Raw genomic sequence first — 26494 nt, 5'->3', positions numbered from 1 at the left:
ATCCGCTTTCAACCTGTCGCCGCAAGCGACATTTCCTGCTTCAGGGGCTGTCCGCGCGAGGCGCTGACGATGGCATCGACATCCAGGATGAGCGCAACGCGTCCGTCACCGAGAATGGTGGCGGCGGCAATGCCCGGAACATGGGTATAGTTGGCTTCCAACGACTTGATGACAACCTGGCGCTGACCCTGGATCGCGTCGACCATCAGGGCGCGCTGGCCGCCGCCTTCCGATTCAACCAGAAGGGCGACGCCCTCGACCGGATCGGCCTGGGTCGGGCGGAAATTCAGAACGCGGCCGACATCGACCAGCGGGCAGAAGGAGTTGCGGATGGAGATCAGCCGCTGGTTGGAACCGAAGGAGTGAATGTTTTTCGCTTCCGGCTGCAGCGTTTCCACGATTGCCGTCAGCGGCACCACCAGCGTCTGGCCGGCGACGGTCACCACCATGCCGTCGAGAACCGCGAGCGTCAGCGGCAGGCTCATGGTGAAGGTCGAGCCTAAGCCGGGGCGCGATGAGATGTTGATGCGGCCGCCAAGCGCCTGAATGGAACGCTTGACGACATCCATGCCCACGCCGCGGCCGGAAATATCGGAAATCTTGTCCGCCGTGGAGAAGCCCGGCGCGAAGATCAGATTGTCGATCTCCTCATCGGTCAGGTTCGCATCGGCAGCAATGAGGTCGTTGTCGATCGCTTTCTGGCGAACGCGTTCGCGGTTGATGCCGGCGCCATCATCCTGAAGTTCGATGAGAATACGGCCAGAACGGTGCTTGGCCGAAAGCTTGATGGTGCCTTCCGGGTTCTTGCCCGCTGCTTCGCGTTTTTCCGGCGTTTCGATGCCGTGGTCAACGGCGTTGCGGATCATATGCGTCAGGGGTTCGGCCAGCTTGTCGATGACCGTCTTGTCGACTTCGGTGTTCTCACCTTCGGTGACGAGGCGGATCTGCTTGCCGATCATGTCGGCGACTTCGCGGACGATACGCGACATGCGCTGGAACACGGGCTTCACCGGTTGCGCGCGGATCGCCATGACGCTGTCCTGGATTTCGCGCGTCAGCTGCTGCAGCTCGTCGAGGCCCATATTGACGGCGGAGGTGCCGCTCGCATCGTTTTCGATGACGCTCTGCGACAGCATGGCCTGATTGATGACGAGCTCGCCGACGAGGTTGATCAGGCGGTCGACACGGTCGAGGTCGACGCGGATGGTCTGGCCGGCGCTGGCATTGGCCGCGGCACTGGCGTTCGCCTGGGCTGCGGCAGGCGCTGCCGCCGCTTCCCGCTTTTCGATGGCGGCATTGACGCTCTGGGCGATCTGCGTCGTCGCGACAGCCGTTTCAACGGCTGAGGCAACATAAGGCGCTTCCGCCTTGGCGATTTCAACAACGGGCTGCTCTTCCGGTCCGCTATCGAGGGCCGAAAGATCGAACGGCACCGGGATCATCGGAGGCTCTTCCGTATCGTCTGCGACGTCCGAAACAACCGGCACGATTTCCAGATCGCAATCCCATTCGGCGAATTCGAAGACGCTGCGGATGCCCTCTTCGCCCTTGTCGGTCGTGATCGAAACCGTCCAGGAGAGATAGGATGTTTCAGGATCGAGCTTGTCGAGAGAAGGCAGTTCCGACAGGTCGCAATTGATGCTCATCTCGCCGATGCGCGAAAGATCGCGCAGGAGAAGTGCTGCCTCGTTGCCCTTCGAATAAAGCGCTGCATGCGGCTTGAAGGTGATCTGGAAGGACGGCGCCTCCATCAGCGGCGTGGTTTCGTCGGCAAAGTCGGTGAAGGAAAACGGGATCGGCTCGAAGCCGCTCTCATCCGTCGGCTTGGCTGCGACGGGTTGCGGCGCCTTGACGGCAGCCGGCGCTGCCACAGGTGCGGAAACCTGCACGGTCTCGCCGTTCGCCAGCGCTTCCAGTTCCTTGACGAGGCCGCGTGTGCGGGTTTCATCGACGCTGCCGCCGTCTCTTGCCGCATTGGTCAGGTCCGCCAGCACGTCGGCGGAGCGCAGCATGACTTTCAGAACGTCCTGTGTCGGTTCCAGCTTGTTGGAGCGAACACAGTCGAGGGTCGTTTCGAAAACGTGGGCGAAGGCCACGAGATCATCGAGACCGAAGGCACCCGCCCCGCCCTTGATGGAATGAACGGCACGGAAAACAGCGTTGACGGTTTCCGGATCGCGGTCGCCGTCATTCAATTTAAGAAGCCCCGATTCCAGTTCGGCGAGTTGCTCCTCGCATTCCTGGAAAAAGATTTCCTTGATTTCGTTCATATCCATCGTGAAATGTCCCGTATCAGGCGGTTACGCGTTCAATGGCATCGATGAGTTTCGCGGGATCGAACGGCTTGACGATCCAGCCCGTCGCACCGGCCTGACGGGCGCGGTTCTTCTTCTCAGCGTCGCTTTCGGTCGTCAGGACGAGGATCGGGATCGCACGATACTTTTCGTTGCGGCGCACACCCTCGATGAAGCCGAAACCATCCAGACGGGGCATGTTGATGTCCGTCACGATAACATCGGGGTTGCTCTGCTCGAGCACTTCGAGACCCTCAATGCCGTCTTCGGCCTGAATGGTTTCGAAACCGGCATTGTTGAGCGTGACCAGGAGCATGTTCCTGATCGTCCGGGAATCATCCACGGTAAGAACTTTTTTCTTCACTTTTGCATCTCCTTGGGGAGCAAATGGTCAATATCGACGCCTATCAGTTTCATCGTCTTGTCGAATGCATCGGACACCCTGGCAAAACCGAAGGGCTTGCCGTCCTCTTCCCAGGACTTCGCGCCGGCCATGAGGACCTGGACGCAAAGCGCACCGATACGCTCCACCTCGGACGCGTCTACCGACAAAGGTGCTCCCCTCAGCGTCATCAGCTTGCCGTGCAGGGCCGATGCTTCGTTGAGATCCAGCACCGGTGACAGTTTCAGCGTCGCCTCAGCTGCTTTTCTGGCTGCCATTACATGACTCCCTGACGTCTGAATTGTTGGTAATCCTGGCCGTAATCCGGGCGGTTATCCGCACGGGCCATGAATGAAGCGTCCTGCCGGTCCGCGCCGGACGCCGCTCTCGCCTGCCCCTGACGGGCGATGCGGAATTCGCGGACGGTGCGGCCGAGTTCGAGAATGACGGTTTGAAGCGCGTCGGCCTCGGAGGCGCTCGCGCTGATATCGACGGCGTTCCGGCCTGCCTGCCTTTGCTGCTCGCCGATATCGGCGGCAACCGATTGCAGTTCGCCGGCCTGCTCGGCCGTATGCCGGGAGACTTCCGCGATCATGTCGTTAATGCCCGAGACCTGCCGGACGACGCCGCCGATTGCGTCCTGCGTGCGGTTGACCATGCGCACGCCGTCCTCGACTTGCGTCTTCGTGGTGCCGACGAGACTCTTGATCTCCCTTGCAGCGTCGGCGGAACGCTGGGCGAGCGCCCGGACCTCCTGCGCGACGACCGCGAAACCACGTCCGCTTTCACCCGCCCGCGCCGCCTCGATGCCGGCATTGAGGGCGAGAAGGTTGGTCTGAAAAGCAATCTCGTCAATCGTACCGATGATCCTGCCGATCTGTTCGGCGGATTGTTCGATGTCCGACATGGCGTCAATGGCCTCGCCGATCGCCCGGCCGCTTTCGACCGCCGCCTCACGGGCGCGGGAAACGGCCGTTTCCGTGGCCGATATGCGCGCGCCGTTTTCAGCGACGTTTTCGATCATCGTCTGAATGGCGCGGGAGGTTTCAACAAGGGCTTCGGCCTGTTGGCGGGAACGCTCGGCAATCGAGCGACCCATATCGGCAAACCGCGCGCCCAGCGCCTCAGCCTCGCCGATGCTGCTCTGTGCCTCGATCAGCGATGCGCCAATCGTTTCCAGAGCCGCATTGAAGGACGCCGCAACATCGCGATAGGCTTCCGGCACATCGCGGCCGATACGGGCCTGCAAATCGCCCGCCGCAAAGGCCGTCAGCGCCGTGCCCAGCAACCTCGCCGCTTCCGAGCGGTCATTGTCGCGCTGTTGCGCCAGTTCGCGGCCGTGGCGCAGGCGCAATTCGTTAAAGCGCAGCGAGACGGCGATTTCGGTATCGACCATTACCAGACGGACGACATTCTTGACCGCTTCCGCCAGTTCGCGGCTCTTTTTGCGGTTTCCGGGCAGGATGGAGCGCGGTGCGTGTTCGGCCACCAGCCCGCCGACGAGATGTTCCAGAACCACCGCATGGCTGGCGATCTGCCAGCGCGGATCGAGCCCCATGCGGCTGGCATTGTCGGAAAGAACCTTCACGCGCTCTGCATAGAGCGCATCGAAACGCGCATCGGTCAGAACGCTCCAGTGCGAGGATTGCAGATCGTGCAAGCGCTCAAGCTGGTTTTCACTTTCGAAAGACGGGGAACAGTCCGGCATGGACTGGAAACGGGTCATCACGTCCCGCAGCCCGGCCTTGACGTAAGGCTCCAGCATGCTGCGATAGCTGCGCAGGAAATCGGACTGCGTCTCGTCGAGGCCGGCAAAACGCAACCGTCCCGCCAGGCTTCCGCCTGCCGATCTGCGCGCTTGATCTGATGGCAAGTCCTGCCCCAACCGACATCCCCAACAACATGACGGCCGGTGAAACCCGGCCAATTTTGCCAAGGTTCAGAATGCCAGCACCCTAAGGGGATTTTTGAACGAACATACCCATCGCGGACGATGCGGCATCGACGCTTGCCAGACCTTCTTGAACCAAGAAACGAAAATACCGGATCGGCACCGGTACGGCAGTGCGGCGTCATGCCTGGAAGGGGAGAGAACCCCATTCCGCCGTCGAAATACCATCAATCTTTATGGTTAATTCCTTGCTTGAAAGTTAAGAAACAAAGGCGACGGCGTCAAACGGTAAAATTTGTAAAAGCTTTTAGCCAATGGCGCCCTCACTTTGCCGCAAACGCACAAAAACAAAAATGAATCGAACACGGTCGGCGCTTTTTCCCGCACGCGCGCTGGACAAGCATGTCAGGCTTCCCCTAAAACAAATCAACACGATATTCGCTCAACGGTGACGCTTAAAGAGACCTTTACGATCAAGGAGATGCCAACTTGCCATGGATGGAGAAAGGCCGCAGTTCAAGGCGCCATCCGCAAGTGCTGATCGGTATCGTGGTCGCGAGCCTGCTCGTCATGATCGGCTTTCAAGCCCAGGCTGGCGTCAAGACCCTTTCCAAAACCAGCCGCCTTGAGCGATTGCAGAGCGTCGATCCGGGCCGTTCGGTTTCTCTTCGCGAAAAAGCTTGCGATAGCGGCAACGATTTCGGCTGCAGGACCGGCGACACCGGTTCGGACTTTCGTTATGGCGAATTCGCTTCATTCGCCCCGAACCTCAGGGATGACGCCGAAGTCTCGCTCGCTGCTGTTGCCATCGTGCCACAAACTTCCCGAGACTTTGCCTGTGTGGTTCCACGCGCGCCTCCGCATATTATGTACTAGTCATTCCGGCGGTCAGCATCATCAGGTTCATCGCGAACCTTGAGGGATCGGAGGCGTCGGAAACCCGCCGTAGGCTCCCATTCCAGAGAGAAAACCGCCGCCGCATATGACACTTGCAACCATTCTTCCATTCATTGTCGCATTGCCCTTCGTCGGCGCGCTCCTGACGGCTTTCATGCCGCGTGAGGGTGCGGCCGCCGGTCCCGCCGCCGTCGCGGGCGCAGTCGCCCTTTTCGGCCTTGTCAGCAGCATCTTTCTTTATACAAGCGTCAGCGGTGGCGCGGTCCTTAAATATGATGTGGAATGGCTGCCCCAGCTCGGCCTGAACTTTACCCTGCGGCTGGACGGATTTGCCTGGATTTTCACGATGCTGATTACCGGCATCGGCCTGCTGGTGGTGCTCTACGCCCGCTATTACATGTCGGCCGAAGACCCGATCCCGCGCTTCTTTGCCTTCCTGCTCGCCTTCATGGGTTCGATGATTGGCGTGGTGCTCTCCGGCAACGTCATCCTGCTGTCGATCTTCTGGGAAATGACCAGCATCTTTTCGTTCCTGCTGATCGGATACTGGCATCAGAACGCCGGCGCACGCGACGGCGCGCGCATGGCGCTGACCGTGACCGGGATCGGCGGCTTCAGCCTGCTGGCCGGTTTGCTGATCCTCGGGCACATGGCGGGAAGCTATGACCTCGACAAGATCATCGAGGCAGGGGCCACCATCCGCGCCCATTCTCTCTATCTACCGGCGCTTATCCTTATCCTCGGCGGTGCGCTGACCAAGAGCGCACAGTTTCCGTTCCATTTCTGGCTGCCCAACGCCATGGCGGCGCCCACACCCGTTTCCGCCTATCTGCATTCGGCCACCATGGTGAAGGCCGGAGTTTTCCTGCTGGCGCGGTTCTGGCCGGTGCTGGCGGGCACGCCGGAATGGTTCTGGCTGGTGGGTGCGGCCGGCATCATAACCCTGCTGCTCGGCGCCTATTTCGCCATGTTCCAGCAGGATCTGAAGGGGCTGCTGGCCTATTCCACCATCAGCCACCTCGGCCTCATCACCACGCTGCTCAGCCTCGGCAGCCCGCTTGCGGCGGTTGCCGCCATCTTCCACATGGTCAACCACGCCACCTTCAAGGCCTCGCTCTTCATGGCGGCCGGCATCATCGACCATGAAACCGGCACCCGCGACATGCGGCGCTTAAGCGGGCTTTACACCTATATGCCGGCGACCGCGACGCTCGCCATGGCGGCGAGCGCGGCCATGGCTGGCGTGCCGCTGTTCAACGGCTTCCTTTCCAAGGAAATGTTCTTTGCCGAAGCCGTCGAAACCCATGCCGACTCGCTCCTGGATCGGGCGCTGCCCTATGTCGCGACGCTGTCGGGCGCGTTCGCCGTCGCCTATTCGCTGCGCTTCATCCACACGGTCTTCTTCGGCCCCAAGCCCGTTGATCTGCCGAACCCGCATCCGCACGAGCCGCCGCGCTGGATGCGCTTCCCCATTGAATTCCTCGTCTTTGCCTGCCTGATCGTCGGCATCGTTCCGAGCCTCTCCATCGGCCCGTTCCTGCATTCGGCCGTGCTTTCCGTTCTCGGCGCGCAAACGCCGGTCTACAGCCTGTCGATCTGGCACGGTTTCAACCTGCCGCTGATCATGAGTATCGCGGCGCTGATCGGCGGCGTCACGATCTATGCCCTGCTCGGCGGTTATTTCTCGCGCTGCGACGACGGCCCGCCGGTCTTCCGGCATTTGCGGGGACAGCGCATCTTCGAGCGCATTCTCGTCACCGTATCCTGGAAATGGGCGCGGTGGCTGGAAAGCACGCTCGGCACGCGGCGTCTGCAGCCGCAGCTGAGGCTCCTCATCCTCGTGGCGCTTCTTGCCGGTTTCTCGCCGCTCTTCCTTTCGGAATTCTCCCTCTCGCTGCCACGCGTCACGACATTCGATCCGATCTTCGCCATTCTCTGGCTGATCGGCATGATCGCGGCCATGGGTGCGGCCTGGCAGGCGAAATATCATCGCCTCGCCGCGCTTGTCATGCTGGGCGTCTCGGGACTTGTCACTTGCCTCACCTTCGTCTGGCTTTCGGCGCCGGATCTCGCCATCACCCAGCTGCTGGTGGAAATCGTCACCACGGTTCTCATCCTGCTCGGTCTCAGATGGCTGCCGAAACGCTTCGAGAAAGTCGACAGCAGCAACGAGTTCCCTGCGCAGCTTCGCCGCGCCCGTGACTTCCTGCTGGCGGCCGCAAGCGGCATCGGCATGTCCGTCATCGCCTATGCCGTGATGACGTTGCCCGTGCCGAACGCGATTGCGACCTATTTCCTCGAACGCGCCTATACCGAAGGCGGCGGCACCAATGTCGTCAATGTCATTCTGGTCGATTTCCGCGGCTTCGATACCTTCGGTGAAATCGCGGTTCTGGCCATCGTCGCGCTCACCGTCTTTGCGCTGCTTCGCCGTTTCCGCCCCGCCCATGAAAGTGTCGGAGTGCCGGAACAGCAGCAGATGCAGAACGCCTTCGATGCCGAACGGCCGGACCGCAGCAAGGGCGATACGGTCCGCGACTATCTCTATGTGCCGTCCATCGTGATGCAGTGGATGTTCCCGGTCATCATCACCTTCTCGATCTTCCTGTTCATGCGCGGGCACGACCTGCCGGGCGGCGGCTTTGCGGCCGGCATCACCATGGCCATCGGCTTCCTGCTGCAATATCTCGCCGGCGGCGCACGCTGGGCGGAGGACCGCATCCGCATCCTGCCGCTGCGCTGGATGGGTTTCGGCCTTTTGATGGCGGCGGCGACGGGTATCGGCTCATGGTATTTCGGCTACCCGTTCCTGACCTCCTATTTCCAGTACACGGAGATACCCTATATCGGCAAAATGCCGACCGCATCCGCCCTGCTGTTCGATCTCGGCGTCTTCTCGCTGGTCGTCGGCTCCGTTGTTCTTATCCTGATAGCACTGGCACACCAATCGTTGCGCAACTACCGCGTTCGCACGCCTGAAGCCGCAAGAGCGGAGGACGTGTAATGGAACTCATTCTCGCCATCGGCATCGGCATCATGACCGGCTCCGGCGTTTGGCTGGTGCTGCGCCCGCGCACCTATCAGGTCATCGTCGGGCTTTCGCTGCTGTCTTACGCTGTCAATCTCTTCATCTTCGGCGTCGGCGGCATCAAGACCAACGCGCCGCCGGTGCTGGTCAACGGTATCGACAGCTCCACGCTGGCCGACCCCGTGCCGCAGGCTCTGGTGCTGACGGCCATCGTCATCGGTTTCGCCACCACCGCATTGTTCCTCGTCGTGCTGCTTGCCGCCCGCGGCCTCACAGGCACCGACCATGTGGACGGGAGGGAGACGAAATGATGTCTTTCCCCTTCCACATCGTCATAGCGCCTATCCTGCTGCCGCTGATTACCGCGGCCCTTCTGCTGTTCTTCGACGAGCGCCAGCGCGTGGCGAAGGCCGCCATCAGCCTCACCTCTACCGTGCTGTTGCTGGTGGTCGCCATATTACTGTTCCGCGAGGTGAACTCGACGGTCAATACAGAGATCGCCGCCGTGGTTTCGAGCGGCGTCTATCTGCTCGGCAACTGGCCGGCGCCCTTCGGCATCGTGCTCGTCGCCGACCGTCTTTCAGGCCTGATGGTGCTGCTGACGGCGCTGCTTGCCATTCCCTCCTTGATCTATTCGATGGCGAAGTGGCACAGGTCGGGCGCGCATTTCCATTCGCTGTTCCAGATGATGCTGATGGGTGTCAACGGCGCGTTCCTGACCGGGGACCTGTTCAATCTCTTCGTGTTCTTCGAAGTGATGCTGGCGGCTTCCTATGGCCTGCTGCTGCATGGTTCCGGCCAGCAGCGCGTGAAGGCAGGGCTGCATTACATCGCCATCAACCTTGTCGCCGCGCTGTTCTTCCTGATCGGCGTCAGCCTCATCTATGGCGTGACAGGCACACTGAACATGGGCGATCTCGCCCATCGTATCGAGGGCCTCAACCCGGATCAGCGTATGCTCTTGGAAACCGGCTCTGCCGTCCTCGGCATCGCCTTTCTGGTCAAGGCCGGCATGTGGCCGTTGAATTTCTGGCTGCCCTCCGCCTATGGTGCGGCGTCGGCCCCGGTGGGCGGGCTCTTCGCCATCATGAGCAAGGTCGGGATTTATGTCATCGCCCGCCTGTCCTTTCTGCTCTTCGGGCAGACGGCGGGAGAATCTGCCAGCTTCGGCCATGATGCCCTGCTTGTCGGCGGCATCGCCACCATCATTTTCGGGGCCATCGGCGTTCTGGCGTCGCAGGCGCTGGGGAGGCTTGCCGGTTTTTCGGTTCTCGTCTCGTCAGGAACGCTTCTCGCCGCCATGGGCACCGGCAATCCGACGGTTGCGGCCGGCGCGCTTTATTACATGGTCAGCTCCACCCTCACCATCAGCGCCTTCTTCATGCTGATCGAACTCGTCGAGCGCGGACAGGATGCGGGCGCAAACGTTCTGGCCGTGACCATGGAGGCCTATGGCGAGGGCGAGGAAGAAGAGGAGGAAGAAGAAGTCGGGGTGACCATGCCCGCCACCATAGCGGTGCTCGGCGCCTGTTTTGCGGCCTGCGGCATTCTTCTCGCCGGCCTGCCGCCGCTTTCGGGCTTCATCGCCAAATTCTCGATGCTGACCGCCATTCTCAACCCTTCCGGGCTTGGCGCCAATGACAGCGTTTCCACGCTCTCCTGGTGGCTGGTTTTCCTGATCGTCTTTGCCGGTTTCGCTTCGCTGATCTCGATGACCCGTGCCGGCATCCGCACCTTCTGGGCTTCCATTGAAGGCACCGTGCCGCGCGTGCTCGTCATCGAAATCGCGCCCATCATGCTGCTGCTCGGGCTGACACTTGCCATGACCGTGCAGGCGGGTCCGGTGATGCGCTACATGCAGGAGACGGCGCGTATTCTCGACCTGCCGGCGAGTTATATTCAGGGCGTGATTTCCGCACCGCGAGCGGGTACCAATCCGGAGGCCGAACCATGATGAGCCGTCTCCTGCCCTACCCGCTGCTGACGATCTCGCTGATCTTCTTCTGGCTGACGATCAACAGCTTTTCGCCGGGGCATTTGCTGCTTGGCACCGGTGTCGCGCTCATCGCCTCCTGGGCGATGGCGTCGCTCAGGCCCGCCAAGCCGCGCATCCGCAACTGGCACAAGCTCGCAATGCTGATCCTGATCGTGCTTTACGATATCATCAGGTCCAATATCTCAGTCGTGAAGATCATCCTGTTCAAGCGCGAAAGGGACCGCAAATCCGGCTTCCTGGCGGTGCCGCTCGATATTCGCGACCCGATGGCGCTGGCCGTTCTGGCGACGATCCTCACCTCGACGCCCGGAAGCGCATGGCTCGAATATAATTCCAGCCAAGGCACGCTTCTGCTTCACGTTCTCGACGATGTGGATGAGGCGGCCTGGATAAGCCTCATCAAGAACCGATATGAAAAACTGCTGATGGAGATATTCGAATGAGTTCGATTATTCTTTTCTGGTCCTTTTCGCTGGCGCAGCTCATGCTCGCCATCGCCATGGCGATCTCCGTCTATCGTATCGCCATCGGCCCGCGCGCGCAGGACCGCGTGCTGGGCATGGATACGCTCTATGTCAACGCCATGCTGCTTCTCCTGACCTTCGGCCTGCGCACCGGCAATGACATCTACTTCGAGGCATCGCTGCTGATCGCCATCCTCGGCTTCGTCTCAACCGTCGCCCTTTCCAAATTCCTGATGCGCGGCGAGGTGATCGAATGAGCGAAGCACACGAATTCCCGCTCTGGGCGGCCATTGCCGTGGCTTTCTTCGTGCTGCTCGGCGCCTCGCTGACACTGATCGGCACCATCGGCTTTGCCAGACTGAACAGCTTCTATGAGCGTCTGCATGCGCCCACGCTCGGCACCAGCTGGGGCACCGGCGGCATTGTCATGGCCTCGATCATCTATTTCTCCGTCTCCGGCGACCGCTTCGCCTTCCACGAAATCTTCATCGGCATCTTTATGACGGTGACGACCCCGGTTTCCCTGATGCTGCTGGGGCGCGCGGCGCTTTATCGGGACCGGGCGGAACAGAATTCGGATAATCGGGAGCATCTTTAGAGCGCCGGGCTACTTTGCCCGGCTGTTCGCCACTGCCTCAATTGCGATGGCCATGACTTCCAGATCGCTTTCCGGCAGTGCATTTGCTGCCGAAGCGATCTTTGCTTTCAGCAGATCATGGCCAGTCAGCGCGGCTGTTTTCTTCTCAAAATCAAGCAATGCGTTCGGAGTGCTATCCAGAACGGTGGCTATCCGAACGAGTGTCGCCAGATCGGGCTCCCTTCGGCCCATGATGTAATTGCCGTAACGACGCTCCGTAAGTCCCGCTCGGCGGGCAACTTCCGCATTGGAGAGACCAAGCTCCTTCGCGCGCCTTTTCAGATTTGCTGCAAATGATTCCATAGGAACAGATTGTTCCTGACAGAAACCACGGGTCTATGTACATTATGGCGTTAACGATCACGTCATTATAGGTAGGCCATGCCGCTCAGCGCCGATTATCTCTATCTCATCGCGGGCTGCAGTTTCGTCCTGGCGGCTTACCTCTGGCTCGAATGGCAGACCCGCATTCGACCCCTGCTCTTACCAAGCTCGGAGATTAAACGCCTTGCCGATGACCTGATTGAACGACATGGCGAGCGCGCGGAGGAATTCGCCGCAATGGAAGAAGACCGGGCATGGCGCTATTCGCGAAGCTTCGAGCAGGGCAAATGGCGGCGTGTGCGCAGAGAACTTGAGTGCCGCGACAATATCCCGTAGCAGGATAATTCAGGATCGACCCTTGGCACTGCGATTTTTGAGATTTTTCGGCACATGACAAAGTCTACGCATACACCCGAGTATCGGCTTCTTGTTGAGATACTGACCGACACGCGGCGAAAAGCAGGGTTAACCCAGCAGCAAATCGCAGATCGGCTGGGTAAGCCACAGTCCTATGTCGCAAAGGCCGAAGGGGCTGAAAGACGCATAGATGTCGTTGAGTTTGCAAAACTGTCGGCGGCGATGGATCAAGACCCGATACAGCTTCTCAGCCTTTTACTCGAGCGAATAAAAGAACAATGCTCTCCTCTCTGATCAAGACTGTTTCGAAGCAATAACTTTGCGAAAAGTGAGGGAAATTCGTCGCTTCGGGCTGTCCTAACTCCATTCACGATATCCGATTTTCGAGCCGGAATTTCATGGGTCCACCCGTAGCGGCCAGCGTCTCTCAGCAAGATGCCGGAGCGAGGTTGAAGCAAGACGCCGCATATGGCTGGCCCACGCAATTCGCGGAAAACCATCTCGCAGGCAGATAGAAGGCTTAGCGATACGATCCCATCGTTAAAACAGGGCACACAATCGACATGCGCGCTGATGCCCTGCCCGGGAAGATATTCGTTCGCGATAACCTGATCGGGCAAATCCCGGCAATAACCTGTGGTAACCAACCGCTCCGCGAACACGCCAAGCCATGGCGGCAACGGCCCGATATACGCATCCGCGGTAACAGCGCGCGCTTTATAGTCGTACCGATAACCGAAATGCTGCACGCGGCGTTTCAACTCCGTGCTCCACACGCCCGCATCCAGTTTGTCAGCGACGGCGATCTCCTCCTCTGGAGAGAGAAAGCCGTCAAAATAGACAATGCCGGGAGGTAGAAGAGGTGGGCTTGTGACACGATCCATTTGCGGGCTGCTCTCCAACTGCCTGCAACAAACAGGGTTGGCCTATGGTTACACCGGGCCTATCAAAAGCATATGATGGCGGTAGCTACTCATCGAAATTTGCCTGCAAATGGACAAGCCGTCCATGCGCACAATCCATCAACAATGCAATTGGAGATAAATGGTGCCCGGAGGCGGATTTGAACCACCGACACGCGGATTTTCAATCCGCTGCTCTACCAACTGAGCTATCCGGGCACTTCAGGTCCTTGAAGAACCTCCGCTTTTGGCGGGCGGGGCTGTTTGGTGCCCCGAAAGTGAGCGGGGTTATAACATCTTGTTCGGACATGGCAAGCGCCATCGCGAAGTTTTTTGACAGTTTTTTCACGGTGCCTGTGGATGGCTCGAAAGTCTGCCCCGCGAAGGCCGGATTGCGGCGGAAAACCCGCTCCTGGGCATCCGCCGGGCCAGCGGGTGCCGGCGTGGCAGGTAGCGGCTTACGCCCCCTCATTGCGTCGTGCGGCAAGGCCAAGCGCAATTGGCACAACGGCCACCAGCGCCGCCATGACGGGCGAGGAAGCGAAGATGCGGCTGGCAAGCGAGCTGACGGCGACGGAGCGCACCACCGTCATCAGGCGGGAATTCTCGCCGTCGCGCTCGTGGTGGGGCCGTGCGGGCGCGTGGCGGGAATGCTGGGCAGCCTCCAGCCGTTTGACATCGCGGCTGATCTTGTCGACCTGTTTGCGAAGCTCGTCCAATTCGGCGCGCAGCGCCGGGTCGATGGTATTTGCGGTCCGCGTTCTCCTGGCTGCGGGCTTTTCCGCCTTTGCTTCGGCAGCTACAGCTTCGGCCTCTTCCTCCAGTTCGGCCAATTCGTCGTCCAGGTCGGATGGCTTGTCGAAACCGTGGGATCGCAGTGGTGCTTTCATCGTTGTCTCCTGACGCATGCTAAATTGCTGCGGCGGGCAGTTTTGCCCGGTCAGCCCCTTCAACGCCTCAACTGAGCAAAGGATGCACGGAAAGCGGGGAGGCAGGCATAATAAAACAGGCCCCGAAGGACCTGTTCAATGTCTCGCGTGAAGCCTCAGGCCGCCTTGGCGGCGCTGGCATAAGGATCGAAGCGACCGTAGAAGGTCTCGCCCTTGGCGGCCATCTCCTTCAGCAGCGGCGTCGGCCTGAAGCGTGGGCCATAGGTCTCGCTGAGCTTTTCGGCGAGTGCCACGAAGGTCTTGACGCCCATGCCATCGATGTAGGACAGCGCGCCGCCGGTATAAGGTGCAAAGCCGAAACCGAGGATGGAGCCGACATCCGCCTCACGCGGATCGGTGACGATGCCTTCTTCCACCGTGCGGGCGGCTTCCAGCGCCACGGTGACGAGGAAGCGCTGTTTCAGTACCTCCATATCCACCGCTTCAGGCTTCTGCTGCGGATAGAGGTCCTTCAGGCCGGGCCAGAGGGATTTCTTGGCGGGCTTTTGCGGATAGTCGTAGAAGCCCTTGGCGTTCTTGCGGCCGAACCGGCCCTCGCCTTCCACCAGCTTCTTCACGAGTTCCATATGGCGCGGATCAACCGCCTTTTCGCCGAGATCGGCGACGGTGGCTTTCAGGATCTTGTAGGAAAGATCGATCGCCACCTCGTCGTTCAGCGCCAGCGGGCCGACCGGCATGCCGGCGAATTTAGCGGCATTTTCGATCATGGCGGGCGGAACGCCTTCGATCAGCATGTCGTAACTTTCCGCCATATAGCGCAGCACGCAGCGATTGACGAAGAAGCCGCGTGTATCGTTGACGACGATCGGCGTCTTTTTGATTTTCGCCACGTAATCCAGCGCGACGGCGAGCGCCTTGTCGCCCGTTTCCTTGCCAAGGATGACTTCCGTCAGCATCATCTTCTCGACAGGCGAGAAGAAGTGGATGCCGATGAAATCCACCGGGCGCTTGGAGTTCTTCGCAAGACCAGTGATTGGCAAGGTAGAGGTGTTGGAGGCGAAGATCGCGCCTTCAGGCAACACGGCTTCCACGGCCTCGATGACGGCCTTCTTCACGTCGCGGTCCTCGAACACGGCTTCGATGACGAGATCGGCGTCGGAGAGCGCGGCGTAATCCGCTGTCGGGGTAACGAGGTCGAGCAGGGCCTTGCCTTCATCCTGCGTCAGCCTGCCCTTGGTTATGGCGGCCTTGACGCTTTCCTCGCAATGGCCCTTGCCCTTGTCGGCGGCTTCCTGGTCCCGGTCCACCAGCGTGACGGGGATACCGGCTGCGGCGGTAACATAGGCCACGGCAGCACCCATGAAGCCCGCGCCGACGACGCCGACCTTCTTGAACTCCGTCTTCGGCTGGCCTGCCGGGCGACGCGCACCCTTGTTCAGTTCCTGCATGGAAATGAACAGCGAGCGGATCATGCCGAAGGCTTCCTTCGAGCGCAGGATTTCGGTGAAATAACGCTGCTCCACCTTCAGCGCGGTATCGAAGGGCAATTGCAGGCCTTCATACACGCATTTCAGGATGGCGAGGGCGGCCGGATAGTTACCGGCGCTTTCGCGGCGCAGGATGGCCGGTGCGGCCGGCCAGAGCTGAGCTGCGGCCGGCGTCCAGATGCCGCCGCCGGGGGCCTTGAAGCCCTTTTCATCCCAAGGTGCGACCGGCTTCAGGCCGTCCTTGATCATCTGCTTTGCGGTTGCGACCAGCTGATCCGGCTCCACCACCTGATGAACCAGCCCCATGGCCTTGGCGCGCGCGCCGGTCAGCGACTGGCCGGTCGTCATCATCTGCAAGGCGGATTGCGCGTCCGTCAGGCGCGAGACGCGCTGGGTGCCGCCGGCGCCGGGGAAGATGCCGACCTTAACTTCCGGCAGGGCGATCTTGAGGCTCTTGGCACTGGAGGCCACGCGGCCATGGCAGGCGAGCGAAAGCTCAAACGCGCCACCCATGCAGGTGCCATTGATGGCCGAGACCCACGGCTTGCCATTGGTCTCGATCTTGCGGAACAGGCCGGTCATGCGACCGACGAGTTCGAACAGCTTCGCCGCGGCAGCGTCGGGGCTTTTCGCCTTTTCGTCATTATAAAGGGCGAACATGGACTTCAGCATCGACAGATCGGCACCGCCGGAAAAGCTGCTTTTGCCCGAAGTGAAGACGACGCCCTTGACCGCGCCATCGGCAACGGTGGCATCGACAATGGCGTTCAGTTCCTCAAGAACCTCTGACGTGAAGACATTCATGGATTTTTCCGGCATGTCCCAGGTGACGAGGGCAATGCCGTCTGCGTCCGTCTCGATGGTGAAATTGGTGTAAGTGCTCATTTGGGATTCCTCTTCCCTCAAATTTCCCTGCGGTTACGACAGTCCGATTGCAAGGCCGATACAACTGACCACAAGAACGAGAAACACGATCAAGCCCCAACGCTCTGCCCGGAGCCGTCGGATGTGGACAGCGGAAACAGGGCGGATGGACGCCCTATGATCCTGTGCCATATCCTTTTCCAGATTGTGCCGCGCCAGTTGCTGTTCGATCTCATTCTTGGGCCGCTCGTAAACCTCGCGCCTCATGGCCTGCCTCAAACCCGCTCGATAACCGTCGCCGTGCCCATGCCCGCGCCGATGCAGAGCGTGACGAGCGCGGTGTTCAGATCGCGCCGCTCCAGCTCATCCAGGACAGTACCGAGGATCATCGCGCCGGTTGCGCCGAGCGGATGGCCCATGGCGATGGCGCCGCCATTGACGTTCATCCGATCATGGCTGATGTCGAAAGCCTGCATGTAACGCAGGACGACGGCGGCGAAGGCTTCGTTGAGTTCGAAAAGATCGATATCGGCAAGCGACATTCCGGTCTTTTTCAGGAGCTTCTCGGTCACATCCACCGGGCCGGTCAGCATCAGCGCCGGATCGGAACCGATATTGGCGAAAGCCCTGATGCGGGCGCGGGGTTTCACGCCCATCGCCTCGCCGCCCGCCTTGGAGCCGACCAGCACGGCGGCGGCGCCATCGACAATGCCGGAAGAGTTGCCGGCGTGGTGCACGTAGTTAATCCGCTCCACCTCCGGGTGGGCCATGATGCCAACGGCTTCAAAGCCACCCATTTCACCCGGCATCTGGAAGGAAGGATTGAGGGAGGCAAGCGCCTGCATATCGGTGCCGGGGCGCATGTGCTCGTCGCGATCAAGGATCGTCAGACCGTTCTGGTCCTTCACCGGAATGACCGACTTGTTGAAATAGCCCTTTTCCCAGGCATGCGCCGCACGCTTCTGGCTCTCGACAGCATAAGCATCGACATCGTCACGGGAGAAGCCGTATTTGGTGGCGATGAGATCGGCCGAAACGCCCTGCGGCATGAAGAAGGCCGGGAAGTTGACCGAGGGGTCCATGTACCAGGCGCCACCAGACATGCCCATGCCGACGCGCGACATGCTTTCGACGCCGCCGGCGATGACGATATCGTCCGAGCCGGCCTTGACCTTGCCGGCTGCGAAGTTGATGGCATCGAGACCCGAGGCGCAGAAGCGCGAGATCTGCATACCCGGCGCCTTGTTGGAGTAACCCGCCTCAAAGGCGGCGGCTTTCGGGATCACCGCGCCGGCATCCATGACAGGATCGACGCAGCCCATGATGATGTCATCGACAGCAGAGGTGTCGAGCCCGTTGCGATCGCGGATGGCTTCCAGCGTCTTGGCGGCCAGGCGAACGGAGGGCACCTCATGCAGGCTGCCATCCTTCTTGCCGCGTCCGCGCGGGGTGCGGACATGGTCGTAGATAAATACGTCGGTCATAAACTCTCTCCCTGCGGCGTGTTTACCGCCAACCTTCTCAGAATGCTTCCGCAGCCAGTTCCATCATGGTGTCCGCGCCGGTTTCGATGCGGGCCTTGCGCAGCGCCGTTTCCGGCATGATGCGCTCCATGTAAAACTTCGCCGTGACAAGCTTGGTCTTGAGGAAATCCTCGTCCGAAGTGCTGCCTGCCGCTAGCGCTTCACTGGCGGCTTTCGCCATGCGCGCCTGCATGTAACCCAGCACCACGATGCCGAAGAGATGCATATAATCGGTCGAACCGGCCCCGGCATTGTCGGGCTTGGCCATGGCGTTCTGCATGAACCACATGGTTGCGGCCTGCAGGTCGTTCAAGCCCTTCTTCAGGCCCTTGGTGTAAAGGCTGAGCTTTTCATCAGCGCGGTTTTCCTCACAGAAATCGCCGATTTCCTTGAACAGTGCCATGACGGCGCGGCCGCCATTCATGCCGAGCTTGCGACCGACCAGATCGAGCGCCTGAATGCCGTTGGCACCTTCGTAGATCATGGTGATACGCGCATCGCGGACATATTGGCTCATGCCATGTTCTTCGATGTAGCCATGGCCGCCGAAGACCTGCTGCGCCATCACGGCGTGGTCGAAGCCCTTGTCAGTAAGCACACCCTTGAGGATCGGCGTGACGAGGCCGAGCAGGTCATCCGCTGTCTGGCGCTCCTTCTCATCGGTTGAGCGATGGGCGATGTCGGATTGCAGCGCCGTCCACAGCAGGAAGGCGCGGCCCGCCTCGTTATAGGCCTTGATGGTCATCAGCGTGCGGCGGATATCCGGATGCACGATGATCGGATCGGCCTTCTTGTCCGGGAATTTCGCGCCGGAAAGCGAGCGGCCCTGAATGCGCTCTCGGGCATATTCGACAGCGTTCTGATAGGCGATCTCACCGACGGAAAGACCCTGCAGGCCGACGCCAAGGCGGGCCTCGTTCATCATCACGAACATGGCCGACAGGCCCTTGTTTTCCGCACCAAGCAGATAACCCGTCGCGTCATCGTAATTCATGACGCAGGTGGCGTTGCCGTGAATGCCCATCTTGTGTTCGATGGCGCCGCAGGTGACGCCGTTGCGCTCGCCGAGCGTGCCGTCTTCCTTGACCAGGAACTTCGGTACGATGAAGAGCGAAATGCCCTTGGTGCCCTCAGGCGCGCCTTCAATGCGGGCAATCACCAGATGGACGATATTGTCAGTCATGGAATGTTCGCCGGCGGAGATGAAGATCTTCTGGCCGGAAATTTTGTAGCTGCCGTCAGCCTGCGGCACAGCCTTGGTGCGCAGCATGCCGAGATCGGTGCCGCAATGGGGTTCGGTGAGGTTCATGGTGCCGGACCACGTTCCCTCGACCATCTTCGGCAGATAGGTTTCTTTCTGCTCCTGCGTGCCATGGACGAGGACGGCAGCGATGGCGCCCTGCGTCAGGCCGGGATACATCATCAGCGACAGGTTGGCGGACGACATATATTCGCCAATGGCGGCATGCAGCGTGTAGGGCAAGCCCTGTCCGCCAAATTCCGGCGGCACGGCAAGACCGATCCAGCCGCCCTCGCAATAGGCGTCATAGGCATCCTTGAAACCATCCGGCACCGAAACCGAACCGTCATCGGCGCGCTTGCAGCCCTGTTGATCACCGGAAAGGTTGAGCGGGAAAAGCCGCTCTTCGGCAAGCTTTGCGGCTTCACCGGTAATGGCCTCGATCATATCGGGGGTTGCGTCCTCGAAGCCGGGCAGGTTGTTATACCGCTCGAGGCCAAGAACGTCGTTCAGGATAAAAAGCGTGTCTTTAACTGGGGCCTTGTAAACAGGCATTACCGATGTTCCTCCGCATCGTGGGCGCCGGCGATAATCCGGCCGATATGGGATGACAATATTTGACGTGCGCGTAAACGTCAAATAAATTTCGGCGGAATATTCCTTCTCCTTTTTCGCGCAACGTATATCCGGCCCGGCGTCAGGCGGCCATGCGCCGTAAAAGTTAAAAAATTCCGACCATAGTTAACCACTTCTTTACCACGTTTCGTGAATTCTCCCGACAGAGGTAACTGCTTCGTACTCGGCGCATTTTCCTCAAAGGGGGCAAATACCGGCTCTGGAATTGCTGCATGTTGCGGCGACGGCGTGTTCAGGCAGGCCACGTCGCGACATATAACCGGGCACAGCGGGCGGAAGCGAAGCGAGCGAAAAGATGAACGGATTGCGATCGAAAAACCAACAGCCAAGCGACAGGTCGTCTCTTGATGCTCTCAATCGCACCATTGAAGGCCTTGAAGCCCGCATCGAGGGGCTGATGAGCCAGAAGTTCCCGCGCGATCCGCGATCCGCGAGCGCTCAGGCAGAGCCCAAGACCGAGCCCTATGCCGCGTCGCGTGAGCCCCGCGCTGCCGTTACGCCACCGCAGCTTGATCCCGTCAACGAAATCCGCCAGCGCCAGCGTCTTCTCGAGGCAAGCTTCCAGCGCCCGCAGGAACCCGCCGTCCGCCCGGAACGGACGATTACCCGGCCGCTCGCGCCGGCATATGGCTCGAGGGAAACCCAGCAGACGGCCGCTCCCGCGCCGCGCGCCCGTGCCATGCCGCCCCATCAGGAACCGCAGCGCGATGACGCAGCCCTGCAGGAGATCGCCCAGGCGCTGGTCAATCTGCGGCACGAGCTGAAGCACGATATCGCCGAGGGCGTTGCCCGCGAAGCGCAGGGACTGCGTGCCGAAATCCGCAATATCCGTGCGGTGGCGGAAGACCAGCAATTCATCGGCGATCTGCGCGACGACATCGCGCGGTTGGCCGGCAGCATCGACCAGCTCGGCAATCTGGCGTCCCCTGACGCTTATGGCCTGCGCAACGAATTCGAGGACCTGCGCGCCACCATCGACCAGCTGGCACGCGAAGACAGCGTACACCGGATCGAAAGCCGCTGGAACAATGTGGAAGACACGCTGCGCGGTTTCGACGCCGGCGCGTTGCAGGATGAGATCGTTTCGCTCGCTTATCGTCTCGATGACATCAAGACGCAGCTTGGCGGCATGAGCAACAATCCGGCCGTGCGCGTGCTCGAAGACAAGCTGATTGCGATTGCCAGCGCCGTGGAGCAGCTCGGCAAGCACATCCAGCCGAACGAAGCGGCCTTTACCGAACAGTTTTCCGGTCTCGACCAGCGGCTGGATGAAATCAGCCGCGCCATTGCCGCATCCGGCACGCGCTCCAATGCGCAGGCAACGGACAATGCGCTGGCGCAGCGTCTGGAGAACCGGCTGAACGGCCTTGCCGAACAGCTTGGCGACATCAACCGCCTTGCCGCCGCAAAACCTGAACCGGCGCCGGACCTCACCGCCCGCCTTGAAGCGCTGGCCGGCAAGATCGACGAACTCAGCACCGCCCGCGACGCCGCGCAGTTGCATGAGCGGCTGGACCAGCTGTCGCTGCTTCTGGAACGGTCGCAGCGCCCCTCGCAACAGGCGGAACTGACCTCTTTCCTCAGCGATATTTCCCGCAAGATCGACGCGCTGGATCACGGCGCCGTCAATGACGGCTTGGCCGAGCGGCTCGACCTGCTCTCCCGGCGGATCGAGGACCTCGATTATCGTTACAGCCAGCCGCAGCCGGCATCGGACCTCAGCGAAAGCGCTTTCTCGCGTCTGGAAGAGCGGCTCGGCAACATTGCCGCCCGCCTCGACGAGACCGCCCATGCCGCGCCCGCCGACAGCCATGCGCTCGCAAGCCTCGAAAACCAGATCGCCCATCTCTCGACGCTGATCAGCCAGCCGGTGCAGATGCAGGCCGCGGCCATGCCGCCTGAACTCGACGCCCGCATGGCGGCCATCGAAGACTACATGGCGTCCAACGACGAATATATCATCGAGGCAGCCCGGCAGGCGGCCGAGGCCGTTCTGGACGCCTATACCCGCAACAATCTCTCGGCCGGCGCCAACCTTGCCGACATGAGCATGCTAACCGATCTTGCGACCGATCTGCGCAGTCTCGAAGCCTTGAGCCGCAATACCGAAGAACGTACGCACCGCACATTCGAAGCGCTGCATGAGACGCTGGTGCAGATTGCCGGCCGGCTGGACAACCTCGACAATGCTCCGGTCTACCGCGAACAGGCCGCGCAGCGCAGCGTTGCGCAACCTGGGGCGGTCCCCGCGCGCGAACATGTGTCCATGCCGGCCGCCGTTTTCCCGGAAGAGGGTTATATTGCCGAAGAACAGGCCATTCTCGACGACGACGAGAAGGATGCGGACGCCATCGTGCCTCCTGCTGCAGCGAAACCCGCGAAGGTGGAAAAAAAGAGCCTGCTCGCCGGCCTGACGAAGAGTTTCAAAACGGGTACTGCAAAGACCGTCAAAGCCGAAAAAGAACCGATATCGGCCTCCTCCTCCTCCTCCCGCACGCAGGTTGAGCCCGCCCCGTCGCTCGATCCGATCGACGTTCTGCCTGCCGGTCAGGAGAACGAACTTCTGGAGCCTGGTTCGGGCGCGCCCGATATCAAGAAAATCCTCGAGCGCGTTCGCGCCAGCCAGGTGGCCGCCAGCGGCAAGGCCGCAGACGCCGAAGGACGGACGGATTTCATTGCCGCCGCCCGTCGTGCAGCGCAGGCCGCCGCCATGGAAACATCGCCGGAGAAGCTGGACACAGGCAAGAAGAGCCGCAAGACTGACACCTCCACGCTTTCGCGCTATCGTCGCCCGTTGCTGCTCGGCATCGGCGCCATTCTTCTGGCAATGATGGCCATGCCGCTCGTCAAGACACTGATCGGCGGCGCGGAAGCTCCGGCGCCGATCATCGAGCAGAAGACGGACCAGGGCCCGGTTTCCGCGCTTCCCGAAACGGGTGAGAAGGCCGTGACCATTCCGTCCGATCTCGCCATCGATCCGGAACAGGCCGCATCCGCCGATAGCATCGAAAACACCGCACCGGCGGAAAATATCATCGATCCACGCACCATCGGCGGCGCGCCGCTGCCAGACGAGCCGCCGGTTGCCGACGTTCCCGCCGTGGATGCGGCAAATTCCGGCACCGTCGCGCAGAACGAACCCTCGGCTCCGGCACAGGTTGCCGCCACGACTGTTCCCGTCCAGGACGCCATCACCGTTCCCGCCGGCATCGAACCCGCTTCGCTTGCCGAAGCGGCCGCCAAGGGGGACACGCAGGCGCTGTTCGAGATCGCAGCCCGTTACACCGATGGCCGCGGCGTTGCCGCCGACCGCACCGAGGCGGCAAAGTGGTACAAACTCGCCGCAGATCGCGGCCTCGCACCCGCGCAATATCGCCTCGCCAATCTTTACGAGAAGGCGAACGGCGTCGAACGTAACCTTCCCGAAGCCAAGCGCTATTACACGCTGGCCGCGGAACAGGGCAATGCGGGCGCCATGCATAATCTCGCCGTCCTGCTCGCTTCCGATGCGGCCGGTCAGCCGGATTTCGCCGCCGCCGCGCAATGGTTCATCAAAGCCTCCGACCTCGGCGTTCGTGACAGCCAGTTCAATCTCGCTATTCTTTATGCACGCGGCAGCGGCGTGAAGCAGGACATCGAGGAATCCTACAAGTGGTTCGCCATCGCAGCCAAGGATGGTGACGCCGACGCCGCCCAGAAGCGCGACGAAGTGGCGGGGGCCTTGAACCCGCAGCAGCTTCAGAGCGCAAAGGCCAAGGTGGACGCCTGGAAGGTCAAGCCGCTTTCGGAAGACGCCAACAGCGTCAACCCGCCTGAGGAATGGGCTGGCAAGGAGGGCGTGAAGACCGCCTCCGTGGACATGGAAAAGGCGATCCGCAACATTCAGGCGATCCTGAACAAGAACGGTTTCGATGCCGGCCAACCTGACGGCAAGCTCGGCAAGAACACCGTGACGGCCATCAAGGACTTCCAGAAATCCGTGGGCCAGACCCCGGACGGGCGCATTACCAACGAACTGGTCACCGCGCTTCTCGCCCGCAACAAATAAACATTCAAGAACCGGCGAAGCGGCCCTTTGGCCGCTTTCGCTCAGCCCGGCGCAGGAATGTGACCCGCTGCCGACACACGGCCGCTATCTTTCCAAATTATCAACGTATTTGCCGTTGAATGTTGACAGGTCAGGCCCTCGTGGGCATGACGGATGAAGATCGGGCATGCCCGGTCTTTTCAGACAGAAAGTGTAAATCGCGGCGCGGCCCCCTCACCCGGACAAGCCATGCCGCCCGGAACCATTTGCCCGAGGTCCGAGCCGTGACTGTCTATCTGCCGATCGCAGAACTGTCGGTGAATATTTTCATCATTCTCGGCATGGGCGCGGCCGTCGGTTTTCTGTCCGGCATGTTTGGCGTGGGCGGCGGCTTTTTGATTACCCCGCTTCTGATTTTCTACAATATTCCGCCTGTGGTGGCCGTGGCGACGGGCGCGAACCAGGTGGTGGCTTCCTCCGTTTCCGGCGCGATCACGCATTTCCGGCGCGGGACGCTCGATGTCAAGCTCGGCACCGTCCTGCTCGTCGGCGGTCTTGTGGGCGCGACGGTCGGCGTCTGGATATTCTCCTTCCTGCGCAGCATCGGCCAGCTCGATCTCATCGTTTCGCTCCTCTATGTCATCCTGCTCGGCGCCGTCGGCGGCCTGATGCTGAAAGAAAGCATTTCGGCGCTCCGCCGCGCTGCACGCAACGAAGCCGTGACGTTGCGCCGGCCGGGCCATCATAATTGGGTGCACCGCCTGCCGCTGAAAATGCGGTTCAAGAAATCGAAGATCTATCTCAGCATCATTCCCGTCGTCACGCTGGGTTTCGCCATCGGCATCCTCACCTCCGTCATGGGTGTCGGCGGCGGCTTCATCATGGTGCCGGCACTGATCTATCTTCTGCGTATTCCGACCAATGTGGTCGTCGGCACCTCGCTGTTCCAGATCATTTTCGTGACCGCCTATACGACCGTCGTTCAGGCAGCGACCAACTATTCCGTCGATGTGGTGCTGGCCTTCATCCTGATGGTGGCGGGCGTCATTGGCGCGCAATATGGCGTGCGCGTCGGCCAAAAACTGCGCGGCGAACAGCTGCGCGCCCTGCTGGCGCTTCTCGTCCTCGCTGTTGCGCTTCGCCTTGCCGTGTCGCTGGTGGTGCGCCCGGAAGACCTGTTTTCAGTCGCCGTTGGGGGGTTAGGTTATTGATCCGCCATTTGCTGCTTGCCGCCCTTGCGCTGGCCTCATGTCTTTCCCTCGGACAACCGGCTTCGGCCCAGACGCCGCCGCTTGCCCTGCCGCCCGGTCCGCAGCAGCCGCCGCTGCAGGAAAACATCGAAATCGGCGCATCGACCACCGAAATTCCCATCGCTTCGGATTTTCGCGGCGCGGATTTCACCCTCTTCGGCGCACTCAACAATACCGACCAGCTGCTGCTGGCCATCGGACAATATGACATTGTCGTAACGCTGGAAGGGCCGAGCGACTATATGACCGTGCGCAAGAAACAGCGCGTGGCGGGCATATGGATCAATACCAGTGCCATCACCTTCACGCCGCTGCCGGAATCCTATTCCATGGCCAGCACGCGCAATACCGCCGACATCGCCTCGCCCGGAACGCTCCGCGCCATGGGGCTCGGCGTCGACCATCTGTCACTGAAAAGCGCGGTCTTCTCCGGCGTGCCGGACAATGTTTTCGACTTTCAGGAGGCTTATCGGCGTCTGAAGCTTTCCAGCGGCATCTATCGCAACGACACAACCGGGGTGCGGCTGGAACGCACCGGCCTGTTCTGGGCGACTTTGCGCCTGCCGGCCAACGTGCCGAATGGCGTGCATACCGCCCGCGCCTATCTCTTCAAGAGCGGCAAATTCATCGCCCAGCGCGAACTGAAACTGCGCGTCGTCAAGACGGGCATGGAACAGGCGATCACCGATGCCGCGCATCAGACGCCGCTTGCCTATGGCGCGCTCTGCGTTCTGCTGGCAGTCGTGACCGGCTGGGGCGCCAGCATCATCTTCCGCAAAGACTGACCATTTTTTCCGAAAAAGAGAGTGTCTGCCGTCCCAGTCGGCGAAGATAGCATTCGCTTCCGCCAACGGTTTGCGGTAAAATTCAAGGCGTTACAACCCCGCACCCAGGTTATGGCGGTATGTGCGGTTGTGACGGGGATGAAAAGGAGAAATGTCATGTTCAAGCACATTCTCATTCCCACCGATGGCTCGCCGCTGGCACAGATCGCAATCGACCAAGGGTTCGCTCTCGCCAGGGAGGCAGGCGCAAAGGTGACCGTGGTGACGGTATCGGAACCCTTTCACGTGATTGCCAGCGATGTCGAGGACATTGCCGCCATTGCCGAAGAGGAATTTCACCGCTGCGAGGAAGCGGAACATCTGCTGAGGGATACGCAGGCGCATGCCGCGGCCATGGGGCTGGATTGCGAGGCCCTGCTGGCAAGGGCGGGACGGCCGGACGAAGCGATTATCGAAATCGCCGACAAGAGCGGCTGCGATCTCATCGCCATGGCCTCGCACCGACACAGGCGCTTCGTGGAGTTGCTGCTCGGCAGCGTCACGGCCAAGGTGCTCAAGAATTCGAAGATACCGGTGCTGGTCTACCGGCAATAGAGCATTTCCGGTAACTACGTAGCGGT

General features: G+C 60.8%; 25 protein-coding genes and 1 tRNA gene. 13 read left to right on the top strand and 13 right to left on the bottom strand.

Annotated elements, in window-relative coordinates; all coding sequences use genetic code 11:
- Positions 1-8: 8 nt before the first annotated feature.
- From PL597_RS03880 to PL597_RS03865, 4 genes are read right to left on the bottom strand one after another with little or no spacing between them, the layout of a single operon-like run.
- Entirely contained in the window at positions 9-2276 is a 2268-nt protein-coding gene (locus PL597_RS03880; protein ID WP_271364629.1) for a chemotaxis protein CheA, read from the bottom strand.
- Between the two features lie 16 nt (positions 2277-2292).
- On the bottom strand, positions 2293-2658 hold the full coding sequence (gene cheY1 / locus PL597_RS03875; RefSeq protein ID WP_003493773.1) for a chemotaxis response regulator CheY1: 366 nt from the start codon (positions 2656-2658) through the stop codon (positions 2293-2295).
- Complete coding sequence (locus PL597_RS03870) at positions 2655-2954, bottom strand: STAS domain-containing protein (protein WP_077985403.1); 300 nt, start codon at positions 2952-2954, stop codon at positions 2655-2657. Before PL597_RS03870 ends, cheY1 begins: the two co-directional genes overlap by 4 nt.
- The gene (locus tag PL597_RS03865; protein ID WP_244614243.1) at positions 2954-4549 is read right to left on the bottom strand and encodes a globin-coupled sensor protein; all 1596 of its coding nucleotides are present in this window, start codon (positions 4547-4549) and stop codon (positions 2954-2956) included. Before PL597_RS03865 ends, PL597_RS03870 begins: the two co-directional genes overlap by 1 nt.
- A 516-nt stretch (positions 4550-5065) precedes the next feature.
- Between PL597_RS03865 and PL597_RS03860 the strand changes: the two genes are divergently transcribed.
- The 7 genes from PL597_RS03860 (at position 5066) to mnhG (ending at position 11550) form a co-directional block, all read left to right on the top strand.
- Positions 5066-5443, top strand: coding sequence for a hypothetical protein (locus PL597_RS03860; RefSeq protein WP_173988106.1), 378 nt, complete (start codon positions 5066-5068; stop codon positions 5441-5443).
- Positions 5444-5549: 106 nt separating this feature from the next.
- The gene (locus PL597_RS03855; protein ID WP_077985400.1) at positions 5550-8468 is read left to right on the top strand and encodes a monovalent cation/H+ antiporter subunit A; all 2919 of its coding nucleotides are present in this window, start codon (positions 5550-5552) and stop codon (positions 8466-8468) included.
- Positions 8468-8803 (top strand): Na+/H+ antiporter subunit C, encoded by a 336-nt coding sequence (locus tag PL597_RS03850; RefSeq protein ID WP_269826075.1) that lies wholly within the window; start codon positions 8468-8470, stop codon positions 8801-8803. The genes PL597_RS03855 and PL597_RS03850 overlap by 1 nt, the downstream gene beginning before the upstream one ends.
- Positions 8800-10446, top strand: a complete 1647-nt coding sequence (locus tag PL597_RS03845) for a monovalent cation/H+ antiporter subunit D (RefSeq protein ID WP_269826076.1) — start codon at positions 8800-8802, stop codon at positions 10444-10446. Before PL597_RS03850 ends, PL597_RS03845 begins: the two co-directional genes overlap by 4 nt.
- Positions 10443-10931 (top strand): Na+/H+ antiporter subunit E, encoded by a 489-nt coding sequence (locus PL597_RS03840; RefSeq protein WP_162520457.1) that lies wholly within the window; start codon positions 10443-10445, stop codon positions 10929-10931. Before PL597_RS03845 ends, PL597_RS03840 begins: the two co-directional genes overlap by 4 nt.
- Positions 10928-11209 (top strand): K+/H+ antiporter subunit F, encoded by a 282-nt coding sequence (locus PL597_RS03835; protein ID WP_077985397.1) that lies wholly within the window; start codon positions 10928-10930, stop codon positions 11207-11209. The genes PL597_RS03840 and PL597_RS03835 overlap by 4 nt, the downstream gene beginning before the upstream one ends.
- A complete protein-coding gene (gene mnhG, locus PL597_RS03830; RefSeq protein WP_137409748.1) occupies positions 11206-11550 on the top strand; it encodes a monovalent cation/H(+) antiporter subunit G in 345 nt (114 codons plus the stop codon). The genes PL597_RS03835 and mnhG overlap by 4 nt, the downstream gene beginning before the upstream one ends.
- Positions 11551-11559: 9 nt before the next feature.
- On the opposite strand, the gene PL597_RS03825 is transcribed toward mnhG, so the two are convergent.
- On the bottom strand, positions 11560-11892 hold the full coding sequence (locus PL597_RS03825) for a helix-turn-helix domain-containing protein (protein ID WP_137409747.1): 333 nt from the start codon (positions 11890-11892) through the stop codon (positions 11560-11562).
- A gap of 78 nt (positions 11893-11970) precedes the next feature.
- Between PL597_RS03825 and PL597_RS03820 the strand changes: the two genes are divergently transcribed.
- Positions 11971-12249: a hypothetical protein gene (locus PL597_RS03820; RefSeq protein WP_059760524.1), complete on the top strand. Its 279-nt coding sequence runs from the start codon at positions 11971-11973 to the stop codon at positions 12247-12249.
- Positions 12250-12303: 54 nt separating this feature from the next.
- Positions 12304-12564, top strand: coding sequence for a helix-turn-helix domain-containing protein (locus PL597_RS03815; RefSeq protein ID WP_137409746.1), 261 nt, complete (start codon positions 12304-12306; stop codon positions 12562-12564).
- Here PL597_RS03815 and PL597_RS03810 read toward each other — a convergent pair.
- The 8 genes from PL597_RS03810 to PL597_RS03775 all read right to left on the bottom strand — a co-directional run bounded on the left by PL597_RS03810 (position 12498) and on the right by PL597_RS03775 (position 20141).
- Positions 12498-13154 (bottom strand): alpha-ketoglutarate-dependent dioxygenase AlkB, encoded by a 657-nt coding sequence (locus tag PL597_RS03810; RefSeq protein ID WP_269826077.1) that lies wholly within the window; start codon positions 13152-13154, stop codon positions 12498-12500. The two genes, PL597_RS03815 and PL597_RS03810, sit on opposite strands and share 67 nt — an antisense overlap.
- Positions 13155-13315: 161 nt before the next feature.
- Positions 13316-13391 (bottom strand) — tRNA-Phe (locus PL597_RS03805).
- Between the two features lie 239 nt (positions 13392-13630).
- Entirely contained in the window at positions 13631-14062 is a 432-nt protein-coding gene (locus tag PL597_RS03800; RefSeq protein ID WP_271364628.1) for a hypothetical protein, read from the bottom strand.
- Between the two features lie 155 nt (positions 14063-14217).
- Positions 14218-16434 carry a 3-hydroxyacyl-CoA dehydrogenase NAD-binding domain-containing protein gene (locus PL597_RS03795; RefSeq protein WP_271364627.1) on the bottom strand — a complete coding sequence of 739 codons (2217 nt, stop codon included), beginning with the start codon at positions 16432-16434 and terminating at the stop codon, positions 14218-14220.
- A 33-nt stretch (positions 16435-16467) separates the two neighbouring features.
- On the bottom strand, positions 16468-16680 hold the full coding sequence (locus PL597_RS03790) for a hypothetical protein (RefSeq protein WP_269823393.1): 213 nt from the start codon (positions 16678-16680) through the stop codon (positions 16468-16470).
- Positions 16681-16688: 8 nt separating this feature from the next.
- On the bottom strand, positions 16689-17897 hold the full coding sequence (locus tag PL597_RS03785; protein WP_077985390.1) for an acetyl-CoA C-acetyltransferase: 1209 nt from the start codon (positions 17895-17897) through the stop codon (positions 16689-16691).
- A gap of 37 nt (positions 17898-17934) precedes the next feature.
- Positions 17935-19731 (bottom strand): acyl-CoA dehydrogenase C-terminal domain-containing protein, encoded by a 1797-nt coding sequence (locus PL597_RS03780; RefSeq protein WP_271364626.1) that lies wholly within the window; start codon positions 19729-19731, stop codon positions 17935-17937.
- A gap of 80 nt (positions 19732-19811) precedes the next feature.
- Positions 19812-20141, bottom strand: coding sequence for a hypothetical protein (locus PL597_RS03775; protein ID WP_269823424.1), 330 nt, complete (start codon positions 20139-20141; stop codon positions 19812-19814).
- Between PL597_RS03775 and podJ the strand changes: the two genes are divergently transcribed.
- The 4 genes from podJ to PL597_RS03755 all read left to right on the top strand — a co-directional run bounded on the left by podJ (position 20108) and on the right by PL597_RS03755 (position 26468).
- Entirely contained in the window at positions 20108-23860 is a 3753-nt protein-coding gene (podJ, locus tag PL597_RS03770) for a cell division protein PodJ (protein WP_271364625.1), read from the top strand. The two genes, PL597_RS03775 and podJ, sit on opposite strands and share 34 nt — an antisense overlap.
- Before the next feature lie 263 nt (positions 23861-24123).
- Positions 24124-25050 (top strand): sulfite exporter TauE/SafE family protein, encoded by a 927-nt coding sequence (locus tag PL597_RS03765; protein ID WP_077985387.1) that lies wholly within the window; start codon positions 24124-24126, stop codon positions 25048-25050.
- Positions 25047-25874: a TIGR02186 family protein gene (locus PL597_RS03760; protein WP_077985386.1), complete on the top strand. Its 828-nt coding sequence runs from the start codon at positions 25047-25049 to the stop codon at positions 25872-25874. Before PL597_RS03765 ends, PL597_RS03760 begins: the two co-directional genes overlap by 4 nt.
- Positions 25875-26030: 156 nt before the next feature.
- Positions 26031-26468: a universal stress protein gene (locus PL597_RS03755; RefSeq protein ID WP_077985385.1), complete on the top strand. Its 438-nt coding sequence runs from the start codon at positions 26031-26033 to the stop codon at positions 26466-26468.
- The last annotated feature ends 26 nt before the right edge of the window (positions 26469-26494 follow it).

Source organism: Agrobacterium sp. ST15.13.013 (assembly GCF_027956525.1).
Classification (GTDB): Bacteria; Pseudomonadota; Alphaproteobacteria; order Rhizobiales; family Rhizobiaceae; genus Agrobacterium; species Agrobacterium salinitolerans.
Note: the sequence above shows the minus strand (reverse complement) of the source record. Positions and strands in the feature narration are given on the sequence as shown.

Bases quoted from the DNA above. Each gene is read 5' to 3' on its own strand.
- PL597_RS03870 (WP_077985403.1), bottom strand. From the start codon at position 2,954: ATGGCAGCCAGAAAAGCAGCTGAGGCGACGCTGAAACTGTCACCGGTG.
- podJ (WP_271364625.1), top strand. From the start codon at position 20,108: ATGAACGGATTGCGATCGAAAAACCAACAGCCAAGCGACAGGTCGTCT.
- PL597_RS03755 (WP_077985385.1), top strand. From the start codon at position 26,031: ATGTTCAAGCACATTCTCATTCCCACCGATGGCTCGCCGCTGGCACAG.
- PL597_RS03790 (WP_269823393.1), bottom strand. From the start codon at position 16,680: ATGAGGCGCGAGGTTTACGAGCGGCCCAAGAATGAGATCGAACAGCAA.
- PL597_RS03825 (WP_137409747.1), bottom strand. From the start codon at position 11,892: ATGGAATCATTTGCAGCAAATCTGAAAAGGCGCGCGAAGGAGCTTGGT.
- PL597_RS03845 (WP_269826076.1), top strand. From the start codon at position 8,800: ATGATGTCTTTCCCCTTCCACATCGTCATAGCGCCTATCCTGCTGCCG.
- PL597_RS03800 (WP_271364628.1), bottom strand. From the start codon at position 14,062: ATGAAAGCACCACTGCGATCCCACGGTTTCGACAAGCCATCCGACCTG.
- PL597_RS03795 (WP_271364627.1), bottom strand. From the start codon at position 16,434: ATGAGCACTTACACCAATTTCACCATCGAGACGGACGCAGACGGCATT.
- PL597_RS03815 (WP_137409746.1), top strand. From the start codon at position 12,304: ATGACAAAGTCTACGCATACACCCGAGTATCGGCTTCTTGTTGAGATA.
- mnhG (WP_137409748.1), top strand. From the start codon at position 11,206: ATGAGCGAAGCACACGAATTCCCGCTCTGGGCGGCCATTGCCGTGGCT.
- PL597_RS03880 (WP_271364629.1), bottom strand. From the start codon at position 2,276: ATGGATATGAACGAAATCAAGGAAATCTTTTTCCAGGAATGCGAGGAG.
- PL597_RS03835 (WP_077985397.1), top strand. From the start codon at position 10,928: ATGAGTTCGATTATTCTTTTCTGGTCCTTTTCGCTGGCGCAGCTCATG.
- PL597_RS03840 (WP_162520457.1), top strand. From the start codon at position 10,443: ATGATGAGCCGTCTCCTGCCCTACCCGCTGCTGACGATCTCGCTGATC.
- PL597_RS03810 (WP_269826077.1), bottom strand. From the start codon at position 13,154: ATGGATCGTGTCACAAGCCCACCTCTTCTACCTCCCGGCATTGTCTAT.
- PL597_RS03785 (WP_077985390.1), bottom strand. From the start codon at position 17,897: ATGACCGACGTATTTATCTACGACCATGTCCGCACCCCGCGCGGACGC.
- PL597_RS03780 (WP_271364626.1), bottom strand. From the start codon at position 19,731: ATGCCTGTTTACAAGGCCCCAGTTAAAGACACGCTTTTTATCCTGAAC.
- PL597_RS03850 (WP_269826075.1), top strand. From the start codon at position 8,468: ATGGAACTCATTCTCGCCATCGGCATCGGCATCATGACCGGCTCCGGC.
- PL597_RS03855 (WP_077985400.1), top strand. From the start codon at position 5,550: ATGACACTTGCAACCATTCTTCCATTCATTGTCGCATTGCCCTTCGTC.
- PL597_RS03860 (WP_173988106.1), top strand. From the start codon at position 5,066: ATGGAGAAAGGCCGCAGTTCAAGGCGCCATCCGCAAGTGCTGATCGGT.
- PL597_RS03820 (WP_059760524.1), top strand. From the start codon at position 11,971: ATGCCGCTCAGCGCCGATTATCTCTATCTCATCGCGGGCTGCAGTTTC.